The organism is Pelomonas sp. Root1444 (assembly GCF_001426885.1).
Classification (GTDB): Bacteria; Pseudomonadota; Gammaproteobacteria; order Burkholderiales; family Burkholderiaceae_C; genus Pelomonas.
In genome coordinates this window covers 821,083-842,004 of record NZ_LMFP01000003.1, presented here as the reverse complement: position 1 = coordinate 842,004, position 20,922 = coordinate 821,083, and the positions used below count along the sequence as shown (strand labels likewise).

Sequence of the window (20,922 nt, the reverse complement as noted above, 5' to 3'; positions counted from 1 at the left end):
TCGCTCACCCGCGCCGTTCGGCGCGCTCGTCGAACACCCGCGCCTCCTCGATGGCGGCGACCGGGTCGATGACCCCGAAGCCGGCGTCGTTGCGCCACTCGTAGCCGTGCGAGGGCAGCGGCCGGGCGGTGCGTTTCAGGATGCCCTCGCACTGGGCTGCGTTCAGGCTGGGCTTGGCGGCCAGCATCAATGCGACGACGCCGCAGACGTAGGGGCTGGCCATGCTCGTGCCGGTCATGGCGACCCAGGTGTCGCCGCCGCCGAAGCCGTTGGCCGCGACGATGCCGGTGCCGGGCGCGGCGATGTCGGGCTTGCCGCGGCCGTCGCGCGTGGGGCCCTGGCTGCTGCTGCGGTTGACCTTGCCGGCCGACGCGTCGATGTTGGCGACGCCGACCACGCGGTGGGCGCAGGCCAGCGAGCCGATGGAGTGCGAGTCGACGTTGCTGGCGGCCGTGAAGAAGGATGGGAAGCGGAAGGCGCGCAGCTGATCCATGCGGCCGATCTCCATCGGGTCGTCGCGCTCTATCCAGGCGTGGAACTCGCCCGAGCGGATCTCCTCGCCATGCAGCCGCACCTTCCACACGCCGGGCGCCACCGGCGCCATGGTGCCGGGGTTGAGGTTGGGCGACAGGTAGATGGCGATGTAGTTGTCGCCGTTGGTCGGGTGGTAGAGCTCGTTGTAGATGGACAGCACCGTGCCGTTGTCCAGGCGGCGGTTCTCGATGTACTCGCGTGGCCCGACCTTGAACCAGTCCGATGAACCGGGCGGCTGCACCGCGACCGAGAGCCGGTCCTGCGGGCCGTACCAGATCTCCATCTCGTTCTCGGAGAAGTCGGCGATGCCGTCGCCGACGACCGCCCATTCCAGCTCGACGTCCAGCCCGCGCGACTGCACCCGGCCCATGGTGTGGATGCGGCCCATCACCCAGCCCAGGTCGTCCGGCGTCACGCCGCCCTCCTGGCCGGCGTTGCCCGCCGCCACGCAGATGGCGCGGCCGGGGGTATTCAGCGACGCGTCGATCCAGCGGCACGGGCCGTTGGAGCCGTCGTGCGCGCCGCCGTTGGTGCCCAGGCTGATGTTGATGGACACCGGCAGGCCCAATTCGCGGCCCAGGCTGTAGAGGTACTCGATGGCGTCGACGATGCGGGAGGAATCGCTGAAGTTCATGCGGCGCTGCTCGCGCGGCCCCTGCGGTTCGGGTACCGACACCAGCACGCCGGCGATGCGGGCGCCGGGGCACACGCCGCTGGCGCCCGCCGCGATGCTGGCGACATGGGTGCCGTGCGAACCGACCGAGCGCTGCGACTGGCGCTCCAGCTCGACGGCCGGCAGGCCGCCGCCGCCGCGCTGCGCCTTGACGGCGTTGGCGAGCCGGGCGGCGGTCAGCTCCGAGCCGTAGCCATAGGCCGCCGGCGGCGCGCGGAAGTCGCCGCCCTGGTCCCAGATGGCGACGAAGCGGGTGTCGCCGTGGCGGTCCAGGAAGTCCGGGTGCGCGAAGTCGAAGCCGCCGACGTCGACGATGCCGATCAGCACGCCCGCGCCAGTCTGGCGCTTGCCGCCGACCGTGACCGCACGCGGCGTGGGCTTGAGCCGGGCGCTGGCGCCGGTGGCCATGGGCAGTGACAGCGACAGCGACTCGGCCGCATGCACGAAGCTGACGCCCGGCATCGCTGCGACTTCGGCCAACATCGCGACCGGCACGGTGGCCGAGATGAAGTTGCGCCGTGGCACGACCCGGCGCGAGATGCCATCGGGCAAGTCGGCCTGTTGCAGGAGGTCTTCCAACCCGGCCTGGACCTGCTCGGCCGGGCTGGCCTCGCCGGGGTCGGCGTTGACGGTCTCGATGAAGACGTTCACATAGGCCTGCGCCGCAGCGCCGGCTTCGGCCATCTTGGGGCGCCGCTCGGGCCGCCGGGTGACGGGCACCTGGCCGCCGTCCAGCGTGCCGCCGGCAAAGCCTTCGCAGGCAGCCAGCTGCGCTTCGGCGGCGGTGCTCAGGCTGCCGGCGTCCAGCTTCATCTGGCTGGTCATGCGGCTGGAGAACACCGACGCGGTCGCGTTGACGCGGTCGGTGCGGTTGCCGATCGCGCGCAGCTTGGGGTGCAGCCGCCGGTCGTCCTGTGTCGCCATGTGAGCCTCCCGGTGAGCAGGCTCGGATTGTTCGCCGCCGGTGCACCGCGGCGGGTCCTCAACGTTGGGGAGGCTTCAGGCGAACTCGCTGCGTAGCGCCGTGTAGAGGCGTTGGAAGCGGGCGTGGCGGGGCTGCAGCTCGGCGGCGAGAGCGGTGTCGGGTTCAGCGACGCGGGCGATGTCGGGCGTGCGGCAGACGTCGTCCACCGTGCCGCCGCAGGCCAGCCAGGCGAGCCGCGCCGCGCCCAGGGCGCCCCCGGCCTCGGCGCCCACGCCGTTGAGGAGGCGCACATCCAGCAGCGAGGCGAGCAGCCGCGCCCACCACGCGCTGCGCGCGCCGCCGCCGACCAGCCACAGCGCGTCGGCCTTGCCGCCGCCGGCTTGCAGCGCCTGCCAGCCGTCCAGCAGGCCGAAGCCGACGCCTTCGAGCACGGCGTAGCCCATGGCGGCGGCGCCATGCTCATGCGTCAGGCCGAAGAACACGCCCTGCGCATGGGCGTTGTTGTGCGGCGTGCGTTCGCCGCTGAGGTAGGGCAGGAAGATAGGCGCCTGCCGGCGCTGCGTGTCGCTCAGCGCGGCCGCTTTGTCGATCAGCGTCGCTTCGTTCGGCTCGCCCAGCAGTTGCGTGACCCAGCGCAGCGCGCTCGCGGCGCTGAGCATGACGCTCATCTGGTGCCAGGTGTTTGGCAGCGCATGGCAGAAGGCGTGCACGGCCCGCGCCGGGTTGGGGCTGAAGGCCTCGTTGCACAGGAAGATGACGCCCGAGGTGCCGAGCGACAGGAAACCCTGGCCCGGTTTGACGACGCCCATGCCGACGGCGCTGGCCGCGTTGTCGCCGCCACCGCCCGCGATCGGGATGCCGGCCTTCAGGCCCCAGCGTTGGGCCAGCTCGTGCTTGAGGCCGGCGCTGGGTTCACTGCCTTCGACCAGGCGCGGCATGTGGCCTTCGTTCAGGCCGGTCAGCGCCAGCGCCTCGGGGGACCAGCGGCGGCGCGCGACATCGAGCCAGAGCGTGCCGGCGGCGTCGCTCATCTCGCTGACGCACGAGCCACTCAGGCCCAGGCGCAGCCAGTCCTTGGGCAGCAGCACCTTGGCCACCCTGGCGAACAGTTCGGGCTCGTGCTGGCGCATCCAGGCCAGCTTGGGCGCCGTGAAGCCCGGCATCGCCAGGTTGCCGGTGATGGCCGGCAGCTCGGGGCAGGCGGCCATCATCTCGGCGCACTGCGGGCCGCTGCGGCCGTCGTTCCACAGGATGGCCGGGCGCAGCACGCGCTCGGCCGCGTCCAGCGCCACGGCGCCGTGCATCTGGCCCGACAGGCCGATGCCGCGCACGGCGGCGAGCGCCGCGCCGTGGTCCTGCTTGAGCTGGGCCATGCCGGCGTCGAGCGCGGCCCACCAGTCGGCCGGGTTCTGCTCGCTCCACAACGGCTGTGGGCGCTGCACGGTGAGCGCCACGCCGGTGGTGGCGACGATGTGGTGCTGCTCGTCGAGCAGCAGCAGCTTCAGCTCGGAGGTGCCGAGGTCGATGCCGAGGAACATGGTGTGTTGAACTTGTATTGCGTTTGCGGGCCGAGCGCCGGGCCGCTCCCAAGCCGGCCCGCCCTGGGCGATGTGCGAGCGGGGCAAGCCCGGCGAGCATCGCCGTTCCCTCGGGGGACCGACCAGCCGCGCCCGCGTTCAGCGCGGCGCGACTGGGCGAGGGGCTCACACGAACGCGTTGACGATGTTCTCGAGGCGCTCCTGGCGGCCCGAGCGCGCGACCGGCGAGATGCCTTGGGCGTGCACGATGCTGGCCAGGTCGTCCAGGCTGGCGCCGCCGTGGATCTTCTTGCCGAGGTCGCCGTCCCAGCCGGCGTAACGGTCGCCCACGGCCTTCTCCAGCTGGCCGCTCTCGTACAGCGCGGCGGCGCTGAGGAAGGCGCGGGCCATGGTGTCCATGCCGCCGATGTGGCCCTCGAGCTGGTCGGTGGGGTCGATGGACTGGCGGCGCACCTTGGCGTCGAAGTTGGTGCCGCCGGTCGTGAAGCCACCGGCGCGGATGATCTCCAGCATGGCCGGCACCAGCGCCGCGTGGTTGTTGGGGAACTGGTCGGTGTCCCAGCCCAGCTGCTCGTCGCCGCGGTTGGCGTCGATGGAGCCGAAGATGCCTAAAGCGCAGGCGGTGGCCACCTCGTGCTCGAAGCTGTGGCCAGCCAGCGTCGCGTGGTTGACCTCCAGGTTGACCTTGACCTCGTTCTCCAGGCCGTAGGTCTTCAGGAAGCCGTAGACCGTGGCGCTGTCGTAGTCGTACTGGTGCTTGGTGGGCTCCTGCGGCTTGGGCTCGATGAGGATGGTGCCCTTGAAGCCGATCTTGTGCTTGTGCTCGACGACGGCCGACAGGAAGCGGCCGTACTGCGCCAGCTCGCGCTTGAGGTCGGTGTTGAGCAGCGTCTCGTAGCCCTCGCGGCCGCCCCACAGCACATAGTTCTGGCCGCCCAGGCGGTGGGTCCACTCCAGCACATGCTTCACCTGCGCGGCGGCGTAGGCGAACACCTCGGGGTCGGGGTTGGTGGCCGCGCCGCTCATGAAGCGCGGGTTGGAGAACAGGTTGGCCGTGCCCCAGAGCAGGCCGATCTTCTGGTCCTGCATCTTCTTGGCCGCGGCTTCGAGCAGGGCGTCGAGGTTGCGGTTGGACTCGGCCAGCGTCGCGCCCTCGGGGGCCACGTCGCGGTCATGGAAGCACCACCAGGGCAGGCCCAGCTTGCCGAAGAAGTCGAAGGCGGCGTCAAGCTTGAGCTGCGCCGCCTTGACGGCGTCCGCCTCGCTGAACCAGTTGCGCTGGTGGGCGGTGGCGCCCAGGCCGAAGACGTCCTCGCCCTTCCAGCAGAAGTTGTGCCAGTAGCAGACGGCCGGGCGCAGGTGCTCGGCCAGCGTCTTGCCGAGCACGACGCGGTTGGCGTCGTACCAGCGGTAGGCCAGCGGGTTGGTGGATTGCGGGCCTTCGTACTGGACGACGGGGAGGTCGGAATAGGCGGTGCTCATGGCGGGTCCTTGACTGGCGGGAGAAGTGGTGGTGATGAAGAGGTTAGACGGCGTTGGGCGCCACGCCAGCCTTGAGGCGGCGTTCAGCGAGCTCTTCGGACATCTTCAGCGTGGTGCGCTTGTCCAGCTTGTTGGCCAGCAGGCTCAAGAAGCAGCCGGCAAACAGCGCGCCGACGACGAAACTCGACATGACGCGGTAGCCCTCCACTGCGTTGGGTGCCGAGGGGGCCTGCGTGTCGTAGCCGAAGAAGCCGGCGAGCAGCCACAGGAAAGCCGCCGAGCCGAGCGCCAGGCCCGCCTTCAGCGAGAAGCCGATGGTGGCGAACACCATGCCGGTGAAGCGCCGGCCGGTCTGCCACTCGGAGTAGTCGGCGGCATCGGCGTACATGGCCCACATGACGGCGATGGTCGGCGCGTAGAAGACGGCGCCCAGCATGTGCAGGCCCAGCATGCCCCAGACGTCGGTTGGCGACAGCAGGTACATCGCGCAGGCCTGCAGCGTCGACAAACCGAAGGCGACCGTCGCCACGGTGCGCTTGCCGAAGCGTGCCGACAGGCCCGCGGACAGCATGATGACGACGATGGTCGTCGCGAAGCCGGCCATGTTGAGGATGCTGTTGAACACGTCGGCCACGTTGGAGCTGGCCAGGTTGTCGCGCGTGCCGTGGACGATGTAGCCGAGGGCATCGGCCAGGCTGCCGGTGCCGGCTGGGTCGGGCGTCGTCAGCCCGAGGGCGGCGACGAAGTCGAACATCGCGGCCTTGTCGGTGTAGTGGTGGTAATAGTTGTAGTGCGCGCCGCCGCGCAGCGCCAGCATGCCGAAGTTGAAGACGGTGTAGCAGACCAGCGCGATCCACGGGCCGTTCTTCAACAGGTCGGCGAAGTCCTGCTTGGGCGAGGCATGGGTCTCGACGACGGGCTTGATGCGCTCCTTCGTCGTGAAGAAGGTGACGAGGAACAGCAGCAGGCAGACGGCGGCCCAGATGGTCATCGTGACCTGCCAGCCGTGGGCACGGTCATGCCCCTGCGCGAACTTGGCCACCAGCGGCAGCGTGAAGCCGCCCACGATGAACTGCGCGACGTTGACCGACACGAAGCGGTAGGAGTTGAGCTTGGTGCGCTCGTTGAGGTCGGCCGTCATGACGCCGCCCAGCGCCGAGTACGGCATGTTGTTCATCGAGTACAGCGTCATCAGCAGCGTGTTGGTGATGCCGGCGTAGGCGATGACCATGCCGGTGCTCCAGCCCCAGCTCGGGTCGGGCGCCGTGTAGGCCGCGATCATGACGACGCACCACGGCACCGTCGTCCACAGCACCCAGGGGCGGAACTTGCCCCAGCGCGTGTTGGTGCGGTCGGCCAGCACGCCCATGATGGGGTCGAAGACGGCGTCCCACAGCCGCGGCCACAGCAGGATGGCGGCGGCCGTGCTGGCGGACAGGCCGAACACGTCCGTGTAGAAGTTCAGCTGGAACAGCACCATGGTCATGAAGACGAAATTGGCCGCCGCGTCGCCGCAGCTGTAGCCCGCCTTCTCCATGAACGAGAGTCTCTGGCTCATACGTCTCCTCTTGTCGTTTTGTTGCCTGCCCGGTGAGCCGGGTCAGGCCTTCGCTTCATAGCTCAGAAAGTCGAAGTCGGCATGCTTGCGCGTGCCGGCCATATCCTGGCAGGCGATGCCGATGAAGTTGCCGGTGAAGCCGAAGTGGTTGGCGAAGCCGTTGATGAAGCGGGTCGCGAACTCGTCGCTCAGCATGGCGGTGTCCAGCGCCGGGCCGACGGGCTGCCAGTCCTGGCCGTCCTGCTTCAAGTGGAACTGGTAGCTGTCGTGGCTGAACTCGACGGCCAGGTCCACCGGCCCGGGCGCGACCGGCACCGGGGCGCTGACCGAGCTGAGTGCGGCGTCGCGGTTCACGTGCAGGCGCACGACGCGTTCGCCGCTGTCGATGTCCCGCGTGACATGCAGGTAGGCGTGGTTGCGGGTGTTGTAGTAGGCGACGAGGCCGGCCATCTGGTGGAAGTTCTCGGGCTCGAAGTCCACACGCGTCTCGACGCGGCAATTGAAGTGCTGCTGGCGGCGCGCGACCAGGCTCTGGTCGAACAGGCTCATCAGCGACTCGCGGCCGGTCAGGCGCAGGTGGCCGGGGCGCGCGGTCAGGGAGGCCCAGCTGTCGTCGAACGGCTTGCGCAGCGAGTTCAGGTGGCCGTTGAAGGTGGCCGAATCGAAATCGTCGCGCACCGGCTCGGCGGGGAAGGGGTGGGGCGGCAGGTCGGGCAGGGCGACCTTCATGCCGGGTTGCTGGCTCGCTTGACCATTGGCGCCGACCACTTCGGGCCAGTCGTCATCGCGCCAGATGAGGCGCTGCAGCGCCGTCTCGCGGCCCAGCGGGCAGTGCAGGCCGGCGTAGCCGGACTCCGGCGAGTTGCTCTCGGCATTGGGGCCGGTCCATTCCAGCGGCCGGCCGCAGAGGTGGGCCAGGAACCATTCGCCCTGCGCCGTCTCGACCAGGCTGGCGTGGCCCGCGCGCTGCAGGCCGTCGGTGGGCTTCTGCCAGGCGGTCAGCAGCGGGTTGCCGGGCAGCGTCTCGTAGGGCCCGTCGATGCTGCGCGAGCGCGCCAGCGTCACGGCATGTTCATAGAACGTGCCGCCCTCGGCGGTCAGCAGGTAGTACCAGCCGTTGCGGCGGTACAGGTGCGGGCCTTCGACGACGCCGAGCTCGGTACCGGCGTAGATGTTCTTGACCGGGCCGACCAGGCGCTTGGCTTCGCGGTCGTACGCCTGCAGCAGGATGCCGTTGAAGTGGTTCTTGCCCGGCACATGCGTCCACTGCTGGTTGAGCAGCCAGCTGCGGCCATCGTCGTCATGGAACAGGCTGGGGTCGAAGCCCGAGCTGTTCAGGTAGATCGGCTCGCTCCAGGGGCCGTCGATGCTGGGCGCGGTGACGAGGTAGTTGTGCGTGTCCTTGTGGGCGCCGATGGTGCTGCGCACGTCGGTGTAGATCAGCCAGAACTGGCCGTGCGCATAGCTCAGGCAGGGCGCCCAGACGCCGGCGGAGTCGGGGTGGCCGGTCAGGTCGAGCTGGCTGGTCCGAGTGACGGCATAGCTGTGGTGCCGCCAGTTCACCAGGTCGCGCGAATGGTGGATGCGCACGCCCGGCCACCACTCGAAGGTCGAGGTGGCGATGTAGTAGTCGTCGCCACCTTCGCCAGGGACGCGGCAGATGGACGGGTCGGCATGGAAGCCGGGCAGGATGGGATTGGTGATCATCGTCAGGACTGGCGTTCGGGCACCGTGCGCAGGTGCTGTTCGGAAGAAGGGTTCACCGCCGGGGCGGCGTGGGCGCCTAGACGCCGCCGTTGGTAGCGCTAGCGCAACGCGCTCGGGTAAACCCCTGGCGCTGGGACAGCGCAGCGCAGGCGCCGCGCACGTGCTTGTTCAAGACTTGTCTCCTGGAGAATGGGGCATCGGTGGTGCCGCCGGATGCGTATTGTCAGATGGAAATGTAGCGCTACCATTTGGTGTCGCGCAAGCCAGGGTTTCGCATACCTTGCGGGCGAAGAGGAGACGGAATGAGGACGATGGGCAAATGGCTGTGGGCGCTGTGGCTGGTATTGCTACCCGCCTGGGCGGCGGCCGAGGACGGCCATGAGCTGTGGCTGCGCTACCGGCCGCTGCAGGGCCAGGCCATGGTGCAACTGCAGGCCGGCGCCCGCAGCATCGTGGTCCCGGCGCAACCGGGCTCGCCGACGCTGCGGGCGGCGGTGGCCGAGCTGCAGCGCGGCATCACGGCCATGGCCGGGCGCGAGCCGGTGCTGGCGACACGCATCGCCCAAGGCGCCCTGGTGCTGGCCACACCCGGCAGCGCGCCGCCCGGTGTCGAGCTGCGCTGGGACGAACTGGGCCGCGAAGGCTGGCTGCTGCGCAGCACGCGGCTGCAGGGACGCCCGGTCACCCTGATCGCCGCCAACAGCGAGGCGGGCCTGCTCTACGGCAGCTTTGCCTGGCTGCGCGCGGCGCAGACCGGTGCCGACCTGTCCCGGCTGGAGCAGCGCTCGGTGCCCAAGGTCGGCCTGCGCCTGCTCAACCACTGGGACAACCTGGACCGCAGCGTGGAGCGCGGCTATGCCGGTGCCTCGATCTGGGACTGGTGGAAGCTGCCCGACCTGCTGGACCCGCGCTATGTGGACTACGCGCGCGCCAACGCGTCGCTGGGCATCAATGGCACGGTGCTGAACAACGTCAACGCCAAGGCCGAGTCGCTGACCGCGCCCTTCCTCGCCAAGGCCGCCGCGCTGGCGGATGTGTTCCGGCCCTACGGCATCCGGGTCTACCTGTCGGCGCGCTTCTCGGCGCCGGTCGAACTGGGCGGCCTGAAGACGGCCGACCCGCTGGACCCGGCCGTGCGCGCCTGGTGGCGGGCCAAGGCGGCGGAGATCTACGAGCGCATCCCCGACTTCGGCGGCTTCCTCGTCAAGGCCAATTCCGAAGGCCAGCCGGGCCCGCAGGACTATGGCCGCCACCATGCCGACGGCGCCAACATGCTGGCCGAGGCCCTGGCGCCGCATGGCGGCGTCGTCATGTGGCGGGCCTTCGTCTACGCGCCCGATGCCAAGGACCGCGCCGCCCAGGCGTTTGCCGAGTTCCAGCCGCTGGACGGCAAGTTCGCGCCCAACGTCATCGTGCAGGTCAAGAACGGCCCCATCGACTTCCAGCCGCGCGAGCCCTTCCACCCGCTGTTCGGCGCGATGCCGAAGACGCCGCTGGCGCTGGAGTTGCAGATCACCAAGGAGTACCTCGGCTTCTCGACCCACCTCGTGCACCTCGGCCCGCTGTTCGAGGAGGTCCTGCAAGCCGACACCGGCCACGGCGGCACGGTGGCCCGCGTCGTCGACGGCCGCCTGCACGGCCACAGGCTGACGGCCATCGCCGGCGTGGCCAACATCGGCACCGACCGCAACTGGAGCGGCTCGCAGTTCGACCAGGCCAACTGGTACGCCTTCGGCCGCCTGGCCTGGGACCCCGACCTGCCCGCCGCCGCCGTCGCGCGCGACTGGGTGGCACAGACCTTCACGGCCCGGCCCGCCGCGCGCGACGCCATCGCCCGCCTGATGCTGGCCTCGCGCGAGGCCGTGGTCGACTACATGACGCCGCTCGGCCTGCATCACCTGATGGGCACCGGCCACCACCATGGCCCGGCGCCCTGGGTCGACAACCTGGAGCGGGCCGACTGGAACCCGGTCTACTTCCACCGCGCCGGGCGGGATGGCATCGGCTTCGACCGCAGCGCCACGGGCAGCAACGCCGTCGCCCAGTACGCGCCATCCGTCGCGCGACGCTTCGGCGACCCCCGAACCACGCCGCCGGAGCTGCTGCTGTGGTTCCACCATCTGCCGTGGGATCACGCCATGCCGTCGGGGCGCACGCTGTGGGCCGAGCTGGTCGCCCGCTATGACCGCGGCGTGGCGACGGTGGCCGACATGCGCCGTCGCTGGGCGGCGCTCGAGCCCGACATCGACGCCGCCCGCCATGCCGAGGTGGCGGCCTACCTGGCCGTGCAGGAGGGCGAGGCCCGCTGGTGGCGCGATGCTTGCATCGCCTATTTCCAAGCGGTCTCCGGCCTGCCGCTGCCGCCGGGCGTGCGGCCCCCGGCGCAGCCGCTGGAGGCGTACAAGGCCATGCGCTTCCCGTTCGCGCCCGGCCGCGGCGGCTGAGCTCCAGGACGGCCCGCCATGTCGTTGATACAAAATCGCAGCTTCGTCCGTGCGCTGACCGCGCGGGTGCCAGAACAATGAACTCTCGAGGTGCAGATTGAAGCCAAACGTGCGCCAGGGGCGTAGCACCAAGGTGGCCACCATCGCCGATGTGGCCAGTCTTGCCGGGGTGTCGCCGATGACGGTGTCACGTGTCGTCAATGGCGAGCTCAACGTGAGGCCGGGCACGCGCGAGAAGGTGCAGGCGGCCATCGCGCAGCTGAACTACCTGCCCAACCAGGCCGCGCGCCGGCTGGCCGGCTCGGAGCCCATCCGCATCGGCATGCTCTACATCGACCCGACGGCCGGCTACCTCAACGAGTTCCTGATCGGCCTGCTGAACAAGAGCAGCCTGAGCCACGTGCAGCTCATCGTGCAGCGCTGCGATGCCGCCCGCGACGGCGAGGAGAAGCCCGTCGCCGAGATGATCGCCAACGGCATCGACGGCCTCATCCTGCCGCCGCCGTTCTGCGATTCGCAGCCGCTGCTCAAGCTCGTCGCCGAGACCGACACGCCCGCCGTCGCCGTGTCCAGCGGCAAGCCGTCCGAATCGGTCTGCGCCGTCGGCATCGACGACTTCCAGGCCGCCTACGTGATGACCCAGCACCTGCTGAACCTGGGCCACCACCGCCTGGGCTTCATCATCGGCGACCCCTACCAGAGCAGCAGCTCGCGGCGCCTGGCGGGCTTCCATGCCGCGATGACCGACGCGGGCCTGAACATCGCCGAGGAAGAGGTCGTCGCCCAGGGCATGTTCACCTACCGTTCGGGCCTCGACGCGGCGGAGTTCCTGCTGTCGCAGGAGCAGCGGCCGACGGCCATCTTCGCCAGCAACGACGACATGGCTGCGGCGACGGTCGCCATCGCCCACCGCATGGGCCTGGACGTGCCCAGCGACCTGACCGTCGTCGGCTTCGACGATGCGCCGCTGGCCACCACCATCTGGCCCGAACTCACCACCGTGCGCCAGCCCATCATGGAGATGGCCGGCGCCGCGGTCGACCTGCTGGTGCGCCACATCCGCGCGCGGCGTGCCGGCGAGCCCTTGCCGTGCGAGCACGAGCTGCGGGATTTCAAGGTCGTGCGTCGCCAGTCCGACGCCGCGCCGCGCCTGAGACCGCCGATGCGGCGGTGAGCAGCCCCTGGTCGCGCCGCGCCGGCATGGGCGCACATCGCCCGCCGGCCGGCTCCGGACGTTCCAGCGCTCGGCCGACGACGAATACCGTGATCACGATGGACAACGACATGGAACAACTGACCGGACTGCGCTTCAAGCGCCTGCTGTTGACCGGCGCCGCCGGCACCCTGGGCCGCATGCTGCGCCCGCGCATGAAGCGCTACTGCGAGACGCTGCGCGTCTCCGACCTGGCCGCGATGGACCCGGCCGGCGAGGGCGAGGAAGTGGTCGTCGCGCCGCTGGAGGACGAGGCGGCGATGTACGCGCTGCTCGAAGGCGTGGACGCGGTGCTGCATTTCGGCGGCGTGTCCATCGAGAAGCCCTTCGGCACCGTGCTGCCGGCCAACATCGTGGGCGCCTACAACCTCTACGAAGCCGCGCGCCGCCGCGGCACCCGGCGCATCGTCTTCGCCAGCTCCAACCACGTGACAGGCTTCTACGGCCAGGGCGAGACCATCCCGGCCCACGTCGTGCCCCGGCCCGACAGCTACTACGGCCTGTCCAAGGCCTTCGGCGAGAACCTCGCGCAGTTCTACTTCGACCGCCACGGCCTGGAGACCGTCAGCATCCGCATCGGCTCCTGCCTGCCCGAGCCGCAGGACCGCCGCCACCTGTCGAGCTGGATCAGCCATGACGACATGGAGCGCCTGCTCGTCGCCGCCTTGAGCGCGCCCGTGGTGGGCCACAGCATCGTCTACGGCGCCAGCGACAACCGCACCACCTGGTGGGACAACTCGCAGGGCAAGCACGTGGGCTACCGCCCGCAGGACAGCTCCGAGCCCTGGCGCGCCGCCGTCGAGGCTAAGCAGCCGCACATCGACCCGAGCCGGCCCGAGGCGCGCTACCAGGGCGGCGCCTTCGTCGTGCTGGGGCCGTTCGCGTTCGCGGGCCAGCCGGGCGGGGAGGGCGCATGAGCCACGAGCAAGGCCCTCGCATTCCCTTCCAGCCCGCCTCCCGCCTGCCCGACACGGCCTTCGAGATCCTCGCGCCCCAGGGTCGCGAGCTGCGCCTGTTCTCGGCCTGCGTCGAGCAGCTCGCCACCGGCCTGCAGTGGGCCGAGGGCCCGGTGTGGTTCGGCGACGGCCGCTACCTGCTGGTGTCCGACATCCCCAACGACCGCATCCTGCGCTGGGACGACTGCAGCGGCGCCGTCAGCGTGTTCCGCCAGCCGGCCGGCAATGCCAACGGCCATGCGCGCGACCCGCAAGGCCGGCTCATCAGCTGCGAGCACCTGGGCCGACGCATCACACGCACCGAGCTCGACGGCCGCCTCACCGTGCTGGCCGACCGCTTCGACGGCAAGCCGCTGAACTCGCCCAACGACATCACCTGCGCGCCCGACGGCGGCATCTGGTTCACCGACCCCGAGTTCGGCATCTCCGGCGACTGGGAAGGCGCGCCCGCCGCGCGCGAGCAGCCGCACGGCGTCTACCGCATCGACCCCGGCACCGGCGCGCTGCAACGCGCCATCGACGACCTGGCCGCGCCCAACGGCCTGGCCTTCACCCCCGAGGGCCGGCTGCTGGTGGTCGAGAGCCGCGCGCACCCGCACCGGCTGATCTGGTCCTACGCCGTCGAGGGCGCCACCGTGAGCGACAAGCGCCTGCTCATCGACGCCGAGGGCCATGGCGCCTTCGACGGCATCGCCCTCGACACGCGGGGCCGGATCTGGTGCGGCTTCGGCAGCGATGGCCAGCCCGGGGCCGATGCGGCGCAGCTCGACGGCGTGCGCGTCTACAGCGCCGACGGTGAGCCCTTGGCCCACATCCACCTGCCCGAGCGCTGCGCCAACGTCTGCTTCGGCGGCGCCAAGGGCAACCGGCTCTTCATGGCCAGCAGCCATTCGCTGTACGCGCTGTACGTCAACGCACGCGGGCTGGTGCGCTGATGCCCGCGCCCGGCATCACCGTGCGCGACTACGGCCGCCTGCCCGACGGCCGCCAGGTGCGCGAGTACCGCCTGGACAACGGCCGCGGCCTGGTGCTGACGGCGCTGGACTGGGGCGGCATCGTCACCGGCCTGTGGCTGCCCGACGCGGCCGGCCGCAGCGACAACGTCGTGCTGAGTCTGGCTGACCTGGACGCCTATCTGAGCGGTGCCGGCAGCTACCTCGGCGTCATCGCCGGGCGCTATGCCAACCGCATCGCGGGCGCCAGCTTCGAGCTGGACGGCGTGCGCCACCCGCTGCCCGCCAATGACGGCGGGCACTGCCTGCATGGCGGCCCGGGCGGCTTCCACAGCCGGCTGTGGCGGGCCACGCCGCAGCCGCCGACCGACGATGCGGTCAGCCTGCTGCTGGACCTCACCAGCTCCGATGGCGACCAGGGCTTCCCGGGCGAGCTGCGCCTGCAGGTGCGCTACACGCTGGGCGCCGACATGAGCTGGCGCATCGACTACGAGGCGACCTGCGACCGCGCGACCGTCATCAACCCGACCTCGCACGCCTACTTCAACCTGGCGGGCGCCGAGTCCGGCCCGGCGCTGGGCCAGCGCCTGACGCTGCATGCCAGCCGCTACACCGAGGTCGATGCGACCGGCATCCCCATCGCCCACCGCGCCGTCGAGGGCACGCCGTTCGATTTCCGCCGTGAACGCATCATCGGCATGGACGTAGGCTACGACCACAACTGGTTGCTCGATGCGCCGCCGGGCGGTGGCCTGCAGCCGGCGGCCCGCCTGCGCGACCCTGCCTCCGGCCGCTGCATGGAGGTGCTGACGACCGAGCCGGCGATCCAGTTCTATGCCGGCACCTGGATGGACGGCTCGCTCGCCAGTCCCGGCGGGCGGCTGTACACGCGCGGCGCGGGTGTCTGTCTGGAGACCCAGCACAGCCCCGACTCGCCCAACCGCCCCGCCGCGCCGGACTGGCCCAGCACCGTGCTGCGGCCGGGCGAGGTGTTCCGCTCGGCGACGCTGCATCGGTTCGGCACCGTTATCGCCGGCTGACGCGACGCGTCGTGAGGCGCGCGATGGCGGGCCGCGCGAGCGCGCGCCCCTTAGCCAGGGATTGCTGCATCCCTTACCGGGCGGTCCGCCACGCGCAATGCGGGTGCCCGCGTGCGGTACGGCGCCATCGACCGGACATAAAAAAACGGCGGTCCGCTCGCGCAGGCCGCCGTAAGAGACAGGACGCGCTACCAGGGGGTGGCGTCCGACCAGAGACACAGGTCTTGCCGCGATTGTGAGCGTTACCTTCCAGTCTGCCAAGGGGCTGACGAGATGGCCCCAAGCTTGAAGGGCTGCTGTAGATGCTGCGAAGACGGCGTTATGTGCTCGCTACCATTTTCTTGCGAGCGAACTCCGGAGGTGGTGGGCGAAGAGGCTGTATGCATCAACAGCTATGCTGTATAAATCGACAGCCCAAGAACAGGACCTCTCCGATGCCGAGCCAATACCGCCAGAACTACACGCCCGCCCGCCCGCTGCCGCGCTGGTTGAAGCGCCTCATCAACTGGCTCTGAGACGCGGCGCGCGGTTGCGCCGCGGCCGCGTCGGCGTGCGGGCAGTCAGGCCGCCTGGGCCATCAAGCCCGTCGACGATGGCGCCGTCGCAGCGCCGTTCGCAAAGTGCGGGGCGGTGGCGAACTCCTGCCGCAGTCGCTGCAGCAAGTCCTCGCGATCCGGCATCGGCGCACCACAGGAGATGCGCGAGGCGATGGCACGGTCGAGGGCGCCCTCGAGGCCGTTGCACTGCACCGAGTAGGAGGTGTGGTGCGGCTGGCCCTGCTGATCGGTCCAGGTCGCGACGACGCGCAGCACCGGCCCGCACGAGCGCATGGCCCATTCGAAGCGGATGCCGGCGGTGCGCGTGCGGCTGCGCCACATCAGCCGCCCCATCTTGCTGCCACCGGGGCGGCGTGCCCTGGCGGACTCAGCGGCGGCCTGGGCATCGTCGCCCGGCGTCGGCACTGCTGAGATCCTGTTGTCCCAGTTGGCCGGCATGCCGCCCATCAATGGGGGTTGTTCGTCGTGGCTTGCAGTGCGCGCGAGAAGACCTTCAGGTTCCATGGCATCGCTCCTTGGTAGCGAATGAGTCGAAGTAGCCTGCTTGGGCAAACGACGCGCCAGGGGCCGTCAAAGCAACGGCTCCACGATGCGCGCGAAACCCTCGAGCAGCCGCTGGCCGAGGCCGCGGCGCGCCCACTGTTCGGCCAGGATGGGCTTGGAGGCCGTCACGTCGCGAGCGAAGAGCTGCTGCATCTGCTCGCCGAAGTCGTCACCGAGCACGATGACGTCGATCTCGTTGTTGCCGACGATGCTGCGCCAGTCGAGGTTGCTGGAGCCCACGCTGGAGAAGACGCCATCGATCACGGCCGTCTTGGCATGCATGACGACGTGCGACATCTCGTGCACCTGCACGCCGGCCTCCAGCAGCTGGGCATAGCGCGAGCGCGCCGCGTGCAGCACCATCTTCACGTCGCTGCGGCCAGGCAGCACCAGCGAGACCGCGACACCGCGCCGCGCGGCGTCGCACAAGGCCTGGATCAGTTCGGGGCCCGGGGCGAAATAGGCCATGGTCAGCTGCACGCTGCGCTGGGCGGCGTCGATGGCGCGCAGCAGCGCGGTGTAGGTCGGGTTGATGCCTTGCTCGGGGTCGCCGGCCACCAGCTTGACGACGCGCTGGCCGGGCATCGCGACGCGCGGCGGCGGTGCCGGCGGCAGCGTGCCCTCGCAGCCCTGGCGGGCCCAGGATTCGCGGAACACGGCCGCCAGCGCGCCGACGACCGGCCCGCGCAGCTCGACCTGGGTGTCGCGCCAGCCCTCGCGGTCGGCGTCCTCGGCCGGCGGCCGGCCGCGGCCGCTGCCGAAGGAGCCCTTGGCGTAGACGTTGCTCAGGTTGATGCCGCCGGTGAAGGCGACGTCGCTGTCGGCCGCCAGCATCTTGCGGTGGTTGCGTTGCAGCAGGCCCCAGTGGCCCGGCCGCTCCAGCGGGTTGATCGGGTTGAAGGCGCAGACCGCGACGCCGCCCGCGCGCAGCCGCTCGAAGAAGGCCTTCTCCGTGCCCAGTGAACCGACGCTGTCGTACATCAACGCCACGTTGACGCCCTCGGCGGCCTTGCGTATCAGCAAGTCGGCGAACTCGGCCGCGACGCCGTCGTCCTCGACGATGTAGAACTCGACGAGGATGCGATGGCGGGCCGCGGCGACGGCGGCCTTCATGGCCGCGAAGGTCTGCGGGCCATCGATGAGCAGCTTGGCGGTGTTGCCGCGCAGCAGCTGGGCGTCGCCCTTCCCCGCGAGCACGCCCAGGTGGCGTTCGAACAATGCGCTGCTGCCCTCGGCGCGCACCCGGGCCAGCTCGCGCGCCTCGGCGGACGCGGGCACCGGGCCGTCGCGGTCCACCATCGTGATGCGGTCGGCTGTTTGCTGCGGCGGCAATGGCCGCACCTGGCGGTCGCGTTCCAGCAGATTGCCGCAGGCGGCCGCACCGACCAGCGCCCAGAGCGCAGCCAAGGTCCACACCAGGCCGATACGGCGCCAGCCGCGAGATTGCTTCATGAAGGCTTTGCAGGCGCCGGTGAATCCGTCGCTCCGCCGGTCAAGGCAAGGCGCGTGCCCCCAGGGGCCAGCCGCCTGGGCACGGGGCTTGCCGTCAAGTCCGTTGAACCTTTGTTCAACCTTTCAACGGGATCCACCATGCACAAGTTCTGCCGAGGCGCCGCTGCACTGCTGGGCGCCATGTTCGCCCTGAGCCTGGTCGGCTGCGAACGCCGCCAGCCGACACCTGACGTGTCAGTGACGGTGACCCCTCCACCGGCCACCACGACCCCGACGACCACACCGCCGCCGGCCGCAGACCTGCCAGCCAGCCCGGCCTGGCCGGCATCGCCGGCCAGCCAGTAAGGCGAGCCGGCCTCAGCGCGGCACCGGCGGGACCGGTGCCTGCGGCGTGCCGGGCACCGGCGTGGATTCGGGCTGGTCGTCCAGGCTCGCGCCCGGGTCTTCCTCGCCTGCGACCGAATCGTCATCGGGGTGGGACCCCGGCACGGACGCTGGGGGAGGGATCTGCGTTGCATTCATGAGGGCGCCTTTCGGTGAACAGGGTCCGCCAAGCGGGGCAACGCCTCGGCCCTGGCCGGATTTGCGGTAAATGTTGCCGGCGCCGCCTTCAGGCCGGCTTGGCGGTGGCCGCGGAGCTGGCTTCGTGCTCGGGCGGCAGCGGCCTGCCGCCTTCGCCTTCCCAGCGGTCCACCGGCGCTGGCGGCCGGGCCGAGCGCGACGTGCGGCGGTGCTGGTGGCGAGCATGGCAGGAGCGCCACGCCAGCGTCAGCAGGCCGCCCAGCGCCACGACACAGGCCAGATGCAACAGCGCCGCATCGGCGTCTTCGCGGTCTTGCAACCCGGTAAAAAGGGACGACATAAGGGCCTGATCGTGCGGAGCGGCGATACGGCGTGCTGGCAATGGGCGTGCCCGTGCCACCCCCCTAGGCCGTCACAAATGTTTTTCTGCCCACGCTCGAATGTGTTGAAAATTCATGGCCGCCTCGGTCGAGGCGTTCAAACAACTTCAGAAGGAAACGAGCGCGATGCCGCATGCCTTGGTGGTGGACGATGACCCGGACTCGGCCGCGTCGCTGCGCGCCCTGATCGCGGGCGAACAGTTCACGGTGGCGGTGGCCCACAACTTGCGAGATGCGCGCCGCCAGATCTCGCTGCAGCAGCCGGACATCCTGCTGCTGGACCTGCGGCTGCCGGACGGCAACGGCATGGAACTGCTGGCCGACCCCAAGCTGGTCGCCAATTCGGAGGTCGTGCTTTGCACGGGCCATGCCAACCTCGAAACCTCGATCCAGGCGCTGCGCCTGGGCGCGGCCGACTACCTGATCAAGCCCGTCAACCTGACACAGCTGCAGGGCGTGCTGTCGCGCATCATGAAGCCCGCCGCGCTGCAGGCCGAGGTGCAGGACCTGACGGCCAACCTCGCGCAGTCCGGCCATTTCGGCCACCTGTGGGGCCGCAGCGCGCCGATGCAGCGCATCTACGAGCAGATCTCGCGCGTGGCCGGCACCAGCGTGTCGGTGTTCATCACGGGCGAGTCGGGCACCGGCAAGGAGGTCGTCGCGCAGACGGTGCATGACCTCAGCCGCCGCCGCAAGCGGCCCTTCCTGGCCGTCAACTGCGGCGCCATCAGCCCCAACCTGATCGAGAGCGAGATCTTCGGCCACGAGAAGGGCAGCTTCACCGGCGCCGACCGCCAGCACCAGGGCTTCTTCGAGCGCGCCAGCGGCGGCACGCTGTTCCTGGACGAGATCACCGAGATGCCGCTGGAGCTGCAGGTCAAGCTGCTGCGCGTGCTGGAGACCGGGCGCTTCATGCGCGTGGGCAGCACGGTCAGCCAGGAGACCGACGTGCGCATCATCGCGGCCACCAACCGCCAGCCCTATCAGGCGGTGTCCAGCGGCAAGCTGCGCGAGGACCTGCTGTACCGCCTCAACATCTTCCCCATCGACCTGCCGCCGCTGCGCGACCGCGCGGCCGACATCCCGCTGCTGGCCAACCACTTCCTGGCTGCCATCTGCGAGCAGGAGGGCGAGGTGCGTCGTTTCACGCCGGCGGCGATCGCGGCGCTGGTGGAGTACCCCTGGCCGGGCAACGTGCGCGAGCTGCGCAATGCCGTGCAGCGTGCCTACGTGATGGCGCAGGGCGACGTCATCGACGAGACCTGGCTGCCCAGCAGCGGTGATGCGGGCGGCATGTCCGGCTGGGGCACCCTCAGCGGCGCGCACGAGACGGCGACGCCGGTGCATGCCCCGGCCACATCGGCGGCCGACATACCGGTCGTGGCGGAGGGCGTGCCCAGCATCACGCTGCCCATCGGCTCCAGCGTCGCCCAGGCCGAGCGTGCCCTCATGCTGGCCACGCTCCGTCATTTCAACCACCACAAGGAGCGCACGGCGGCCGCCCTCGGCATCAGCCTCAAGACGCTCTACAACCGGCTGAAGGAATACGCCGCCGAAGGCGCCACCGTGCCGGACCGCCCGCCGCAGCGCGGCGGCGAGTGAGATCGGAGCGGCGCGGGCGCGCCGCTTGCCCAGGGCTTCCATCACCACTCTCGTTGAAGGAAGCACCATGGGCCACTCCGATCTCTACAACCAAGCCGCCGACACCTCCAAGCTCGCGCTGGAGAAGGTGGAAAACGCCGCGCGCCGCAGCATCGACCGCCTGGCCGACAGCGTCGACGGCATGCGCACGCAGGTCGCGCGCGTCTCCGACCGCGCGGTGGGCTACGTGCACGATGCGCCGGTGCGCTCGGCGCTGGTGGCCGTTGCCGCTGGCGCACTGGTCTTCGGCCTGGTGCGCCTGCTGAGCTCGCGCAGCTCGCGTTGATGCAGGGCACGCTGGACGCCCCGGTGGCGTCCCGGCGCCCGTTGCTCGCCCTGCTGCAAGATTTGCAGCAGGCGCTGGAGGACTGCTTCGAAACCTGGCGCCCGGCCCCGCGCGTCGGGCCCGAGCGCCTGCAGCTCGGCGTGGAGCTGCTGTGCAAGCTGGAGGAGCAGCTGCTCTATCCCGCCTTGAAGCGCTCACGTGATGCCGCCTGGCCGGCACTCACGGAGGCGATGGGCGATGTCGAGCGGCTGCGTGAGCTGTCCCGCCGCATCGACGGCGCCGAGGCCTCGCACCGGGCGCTGCTGGTCGGCACGCTGGAAGGCATGGCGCGGCTGCACTTCGAGGCGCTTCAGGCCTTGCTGCGCGACGCCGACCCCGCCGGCATGCCCTGGGCGGCGCTGGAGCAAGAGATGCGGGCGCTGTTGCGCCGCTGGCGCGCCGAAATCCAGCAGCACGGCGAGATCGAGGACGAGGACGGCGACCCCGTCGGCCAGCCGCCGCGTTAGCCCTGCCTTTGG

18 protein-coding genes are annotated in these 20,922 nt (G+C 70.4%); 9 read left to right on the top strand and 9 right to left on the bottom strand.

Annotation, left to right across the window (positions count from 1 at the left end; translation table 11 throughout):
• Positions 1 to 4: 4 nt before the first annotated feature.
• The 5 genes from ASD35_RS06750 to ASD35_RS06730 all read right to left on the bottom strand — a co-directional run bounded on the left by ASD35_RS06750 (position 5) and on the right by ASD35_RS06730 (position 8,417).
• Positions 5 to 2,131 (bottom strand): S8 family serine peptidase, encoded by a 2,127-nt coding sequence (locus ASD35_RS06750; RefSeq protein ID WP_056874103.1) that lies wholly within the window; start codon positions 2,129 to 2,131, stop codon positions 5 to 7.
• 75 nt (positions 2,132 to 2,206) lie between these two features.
• Entirely contained in the window at positions 2,207 to 3,670 is a 1,464-nt protein-coding gene (xylB, locus tag ASD35_RS06745) for a xylulokinase (RefSeq protein WP_056874102.1), read from the bottom strand.
• 165 nt (positions 3,671 to 3,835) lie between these two features.
• Positions 3,836 to 5,152, bottom strand: a complete 1,317-nt coding sequence (gene xylA, locus ASD35_RS06740; RefSeq protein WP_056874101.1) for a xylose isomerase — start codon at positions 5,150 to 5,152, stop codon at positions 3,836 to 3,838.
• 43 nt (positions 5,153 to 5,195) lie between these two features.
• Complete coding sequence (locus ASD35_RS06735; protein WP_056874100.1) at positions 5,196 to 6,710, bottom strand: MFS transporter; 1,515 nt, start codon at positions 6,708 to 6,710, stop codon at positions 5,196 to 5,198.
• 42 nt (positions 6,711 to 6,752) lie between these two features.
• Complete coding sequence (locus ASD35_RS06730) at positions 6,753 to 8,417, bottom strand: glycoside hydrolase family 43 protein (RefSeq protein WP_200956009.1); 1,665 nt, start codon at positions 8,415 to 8,417, stop codon at positions 6,753 to 6,755.
• A gap of 302 nt (positions 8,418 to 8,719) precedes the next feature.
• Here ASD35_RS06730 and ASD35_RS06725 point away from each other — a divergent pair, with 302 nt between their 5' ends.
• The 5 genes from ASD35_RS06725 to ASD35_RS06705 all read left to right on the top strand — a co-directional run bounded on the left by ASD35_RS06725 (position 8,720) and on the right by ASD35_RS06705 (position 15,023).
• Entirely contained in the window at positions 8,720 to 10,861 is a 2,142-nt protein-coding gene (locus ASD35_RS06725; RefSeq protein ID WP_056874098.1) for an alpha-glucuronidase family glycosyl hydrolase, read from the top strand.
• A 109-nt stretch (positions 10,862 to 10,970) separates the two neighbouring features.
• A complete protein-coding gene (locus ASD35_RS06720) occupies positions 10,971 to 12,035 on the top strand; it encodes a LacI family DNA-binding transcriptional regulator (protein ID WP_235538256.1) in 1,065 nt (354 codons plus the stop codon).
• A gap of 110 nt (positions 12,036 to 12,145) precedes the next feature.
• Positions 12,146 to 12,991 carry an NAD(P)-dependent oxidoreductase gene (locus ASD35_RS06715; RefSeq protein WP_056874623.1) on the top strand — a complete coding sequence of 282 codons (846 nt, stop codon included), beginning with the start codon at positions 12,146 to 12,148 and terminating at the stop codon, positions 12,989 to 12,991.
• Positions 12,988 to 13,965: an SMP-30/gluconolactonase/LRE family protein gene (locus tag ASD35_RS06710; protein WP_056874096.1), complete on the top strand. Its 978-nt coding sequence runs from the start codon at positions 12,988 to 12,990 to the stop codon at positions 13,963 to 13,965. Before ASD35_RS06715 ends, ASD35_RS06710 begins: the two co-directional genes overlap by 4 nt.
• Entirely contained in the window at positions 13,965 to 15,023 is a 1,059-nt protein-coding gene (locus ASD35_RS06705) for an aldose epimerase family protein (RefSeq protein ID WP_056874095.1), read from the top strand. The genes ASD35_RS06710 and ASD35_RS06705 overlap by 1 nt, the downstream gene beginning before the upstream one ends.
• Before the next feature lie 560 nt (positions 15,024 to 15,583).
• Here ASD35_RS06705 and ASD35_RS06700 read toward each other — a convergent pair.
• Together ASD35_RS06700 and ASD35_RS06695 are read right to left on the bottom strand one after the other, a co-directional pair.
• Positions 15,584 to 16,084, bottom strand: a complete 501-nt coding sequence (locus ASD35_RS06700; RefSeq protein WP_157275411.1) for a hypothetical protein — start codon at positions 16,082 to 16,084, stop codon at positions 15,584 to 15,586.
• A 66-nt stretch (positions 16,085 to 16,150) separates the two neighbouring features.
• Positions 16,151 to 17,575 carry a phosphatidylserine/phosphatidylglycerophosphate/cardiolipin synthase family protein gene (locus ASD35_RS06695; RefSeq protein WP_056874093.1) on the bottom strand — a complete coding sequence of 475 codons (1,425 nt, stop codon included), beginning with the start codon at positions 17,573 to 17,575 and terminating at the stop codon, positions 16,151 to 16,153.
• A gap of 138 nt (positions 17,576 to 17,713) precedes the next feature.
• Between ASD35_RS06695 and ASD35_RS06690 the strand changes: the two genes are divergently transcribed.
• Complete coding sequence (locus tag ASD35_RS06690) at positions 17,714 to 17,920, top strand: hypothetical protein (RefSeq protein ID WP_056874092.1); 207 nt, start codon at positions 17,714 to 17,716, stop codon at positions 17,918 to 17,920.
• A gap of 12 nt (positions 17,921 to 17,932) precedes the next feature.
• On the opposite strand, the gene ASD35_RS27035 is transcribed toward ASD35_RS06690, so the two are convergent.
• Complete coding sequence (locus ASD35_RS27035; protein ID WP_157275410.1) at positions 17,933 to 18,097, bottom strand: hypothetical protein; 165 nt, start codon at positions 18,095 to 18,097, stop codon at positions 17,933 to 17,935.
• An 88-nt stretch (positions 18,098 to 18,185) separates the two neighbouring features.
• The gene (locus tag ASD35_RS06685; protein WP_157275409.1) at positions 18,186 to 18,437 is read right to left on the bottom strand and encodes a hypothetical protein; all 252 of its coding nucleotides are present in this window, start codon (positions 18,435 to 18,437) and stop codon (positions 18,186 to 18,188) included.
• Between the two features lie 166 nt (positions 18,438 to 18,603).
• Between ASD35_RS06685 and ASD35_RS06680 the strand changes: the two genes are divergently transcribed.
• The 3 genes from ASD35_RS06680 (at position 18,604) to ASD35_RS06670 (ending at position 20,910) form a co-directional block, all read left to right on the top strand.
• Entirely contained in the window at positions 18,604 to 20,079 is a 1,476-nt protein-coding gene (locus tag ASD35_RS06680; protein WP_056874622.1) for a sigma-54 dependent transcriptional regulator, read from the top strand.
• 67 nt (positions 20,080 to 20,146) lie between these two features.
• The gene (locus ASD35_RS06675) at positions 20,147 to 20,404 is read left to right on the top strand and encodes a hypothetical protein (RefSeq protein ID WP_056874090.1); all 258 of its coding nucleotides are present in this window, start codon (positions 20,147 to 20,149) and stop codon (positions 20,402 to 20,404) included.
• A complete protein-coding gene (locus tag ASD35_RS06670) occupies positions 20,404 to 20,910 on the top strand; it encodes a hypothetical protein (RefSeq protein ID WP_056874089.1) in 507 nt (168 codons plus the stop codon). The genes ASD35_RS06675 and ASD35_RS06670 overlap by 1 nt, the downstream gene beginning before the upstream one ends.
• Positions 20,911 to 20,922 lie beyond the last annotated feature (12 nt).

Excerpts from the sequence above, each read along its gene's own strand:
- ASD35_RS06750 (WP_056874103.1), bottom strand. The coding sequence starts at position 2,131 with ATGGCGACACAGGACGACCGGCGGCTGCACCCCAAGCTGCGCGCGATC.
- xylB (WP_056874102.1), bottom strand. The coding sequence starts at position 3,670 with ATGTTCCTCGGCATCGACCTCGGCACCTCCGAGCTGAAGCTGCTGCTG.
- xylA (WP_056874101.1), bottom strand. The coding sequence starts at position 5,152 with ATGAGCACCGCCTATTCCGACCTCCCCGTCGTCCAGTACGAAGGCCCG.
- ASD35_RS06735 (WP_056874100.1), bottom strand. The coding sequence starts at position 6,710 with ATGAGCCAGAGACTCTCGTTCATGGAGAAGGCGGGCTACAGCTGCGGC.
- ASD35_RS06730 (WP_200956009.1), bottom strand. The coding sequence starts at position 8,417 with ATGATCACCAATCCCATCCTGCCCGGCTTCCATGCCGACCCGTCCATC.
- ASD35_RS06725 (WP_056874098.1), top strand. The coding sequence starts at position 8,720 with ATGAGGACGATGGGCAAATGGCTGTGGGCGCTGTGGCTGGTATTGCTA.
- ASD35_RS06715 (WP_056874623.1), top strand. The coding sequence starts at position 12,146 with ATGGAACAACTGACCGGACTGCGCTTCAAGCGCCTGCTGTTGACCGGC.
- ASD35_RS06710 (WP_056874096.1), top strand. The coding sequence starts at position 12,988 with ATGAGCCACGAGCAAGGCCCTCGCATTCCCTTCCAGCCCGCCTCCCGC.
- ASD35_RS06705 (WP_056874095.1), top strand. The coding sequence starts at position 13,965 with ATGCCCGCGCCCGGCATCACCGTGCGCGACTACGGCCGCCTGCCCGAC.
- ASD35_RS06700 (WP_157275411.1), bottom strand. The coding sequence starts at position 16,084 with ATGGAACCTGAAGGTCTTCTCGCGCGCACTGCAAGCCACGACGAACAA.
- ASD35_RS06695 (WP_056874093.1), bottom strand. The coding sequence starts at position 17,575 with ATGAAGCAATCTCGCGGCTGGCGCCGTATCGGCCTGGTGTGGACCTTG.
- ASD35_RS06690 (WP_056874092.1), top strand. The coding sequence starts at position 17,714 with ATGCACAAGTTCTGCCGAGGCGCCGCTGCACTGCTGGGCGCCATGTTC.
- ASD35_RS27035 (WP_157275410.1), bottom strand. The coding sequence starts at position 18,097 with ATGAATGCAACGCAGATCCCTCCCCCAGCGTCCGTGCCGGGGTCCCAC.
- ASD35_RS06685 (WP_157275409.1), bottom strand. The coding sequence starts at position 18,437 with ATGTCGTCCCTTTTTACCGGGTTGCAAGACCGCGAAGACGCCGATGCG.
- ASD35_RS06680 (WP_056874622.1), top strand. The coding sequence starts at position 18,604 with ATGCCGCATGCCTTGGTGGTGGACGATGACCCGGACTCGGCCGCGTCG.
- ASD35_RS06675 (WP_056874090.1), top strand. The coding sequence starts at position 20,147 with ATGGGCCACTCCGATCTCTACAACCAAGCCGCCGACACCTCCAAGCTC.
- ASD35_RS06670 (WP_056874089.1), top strand. The coding sequence starts at position 20,404 with ATGCAGGGCACGCTGGACGCCCCGGTGGCGTCCCGGCGCCCGTTGCTC.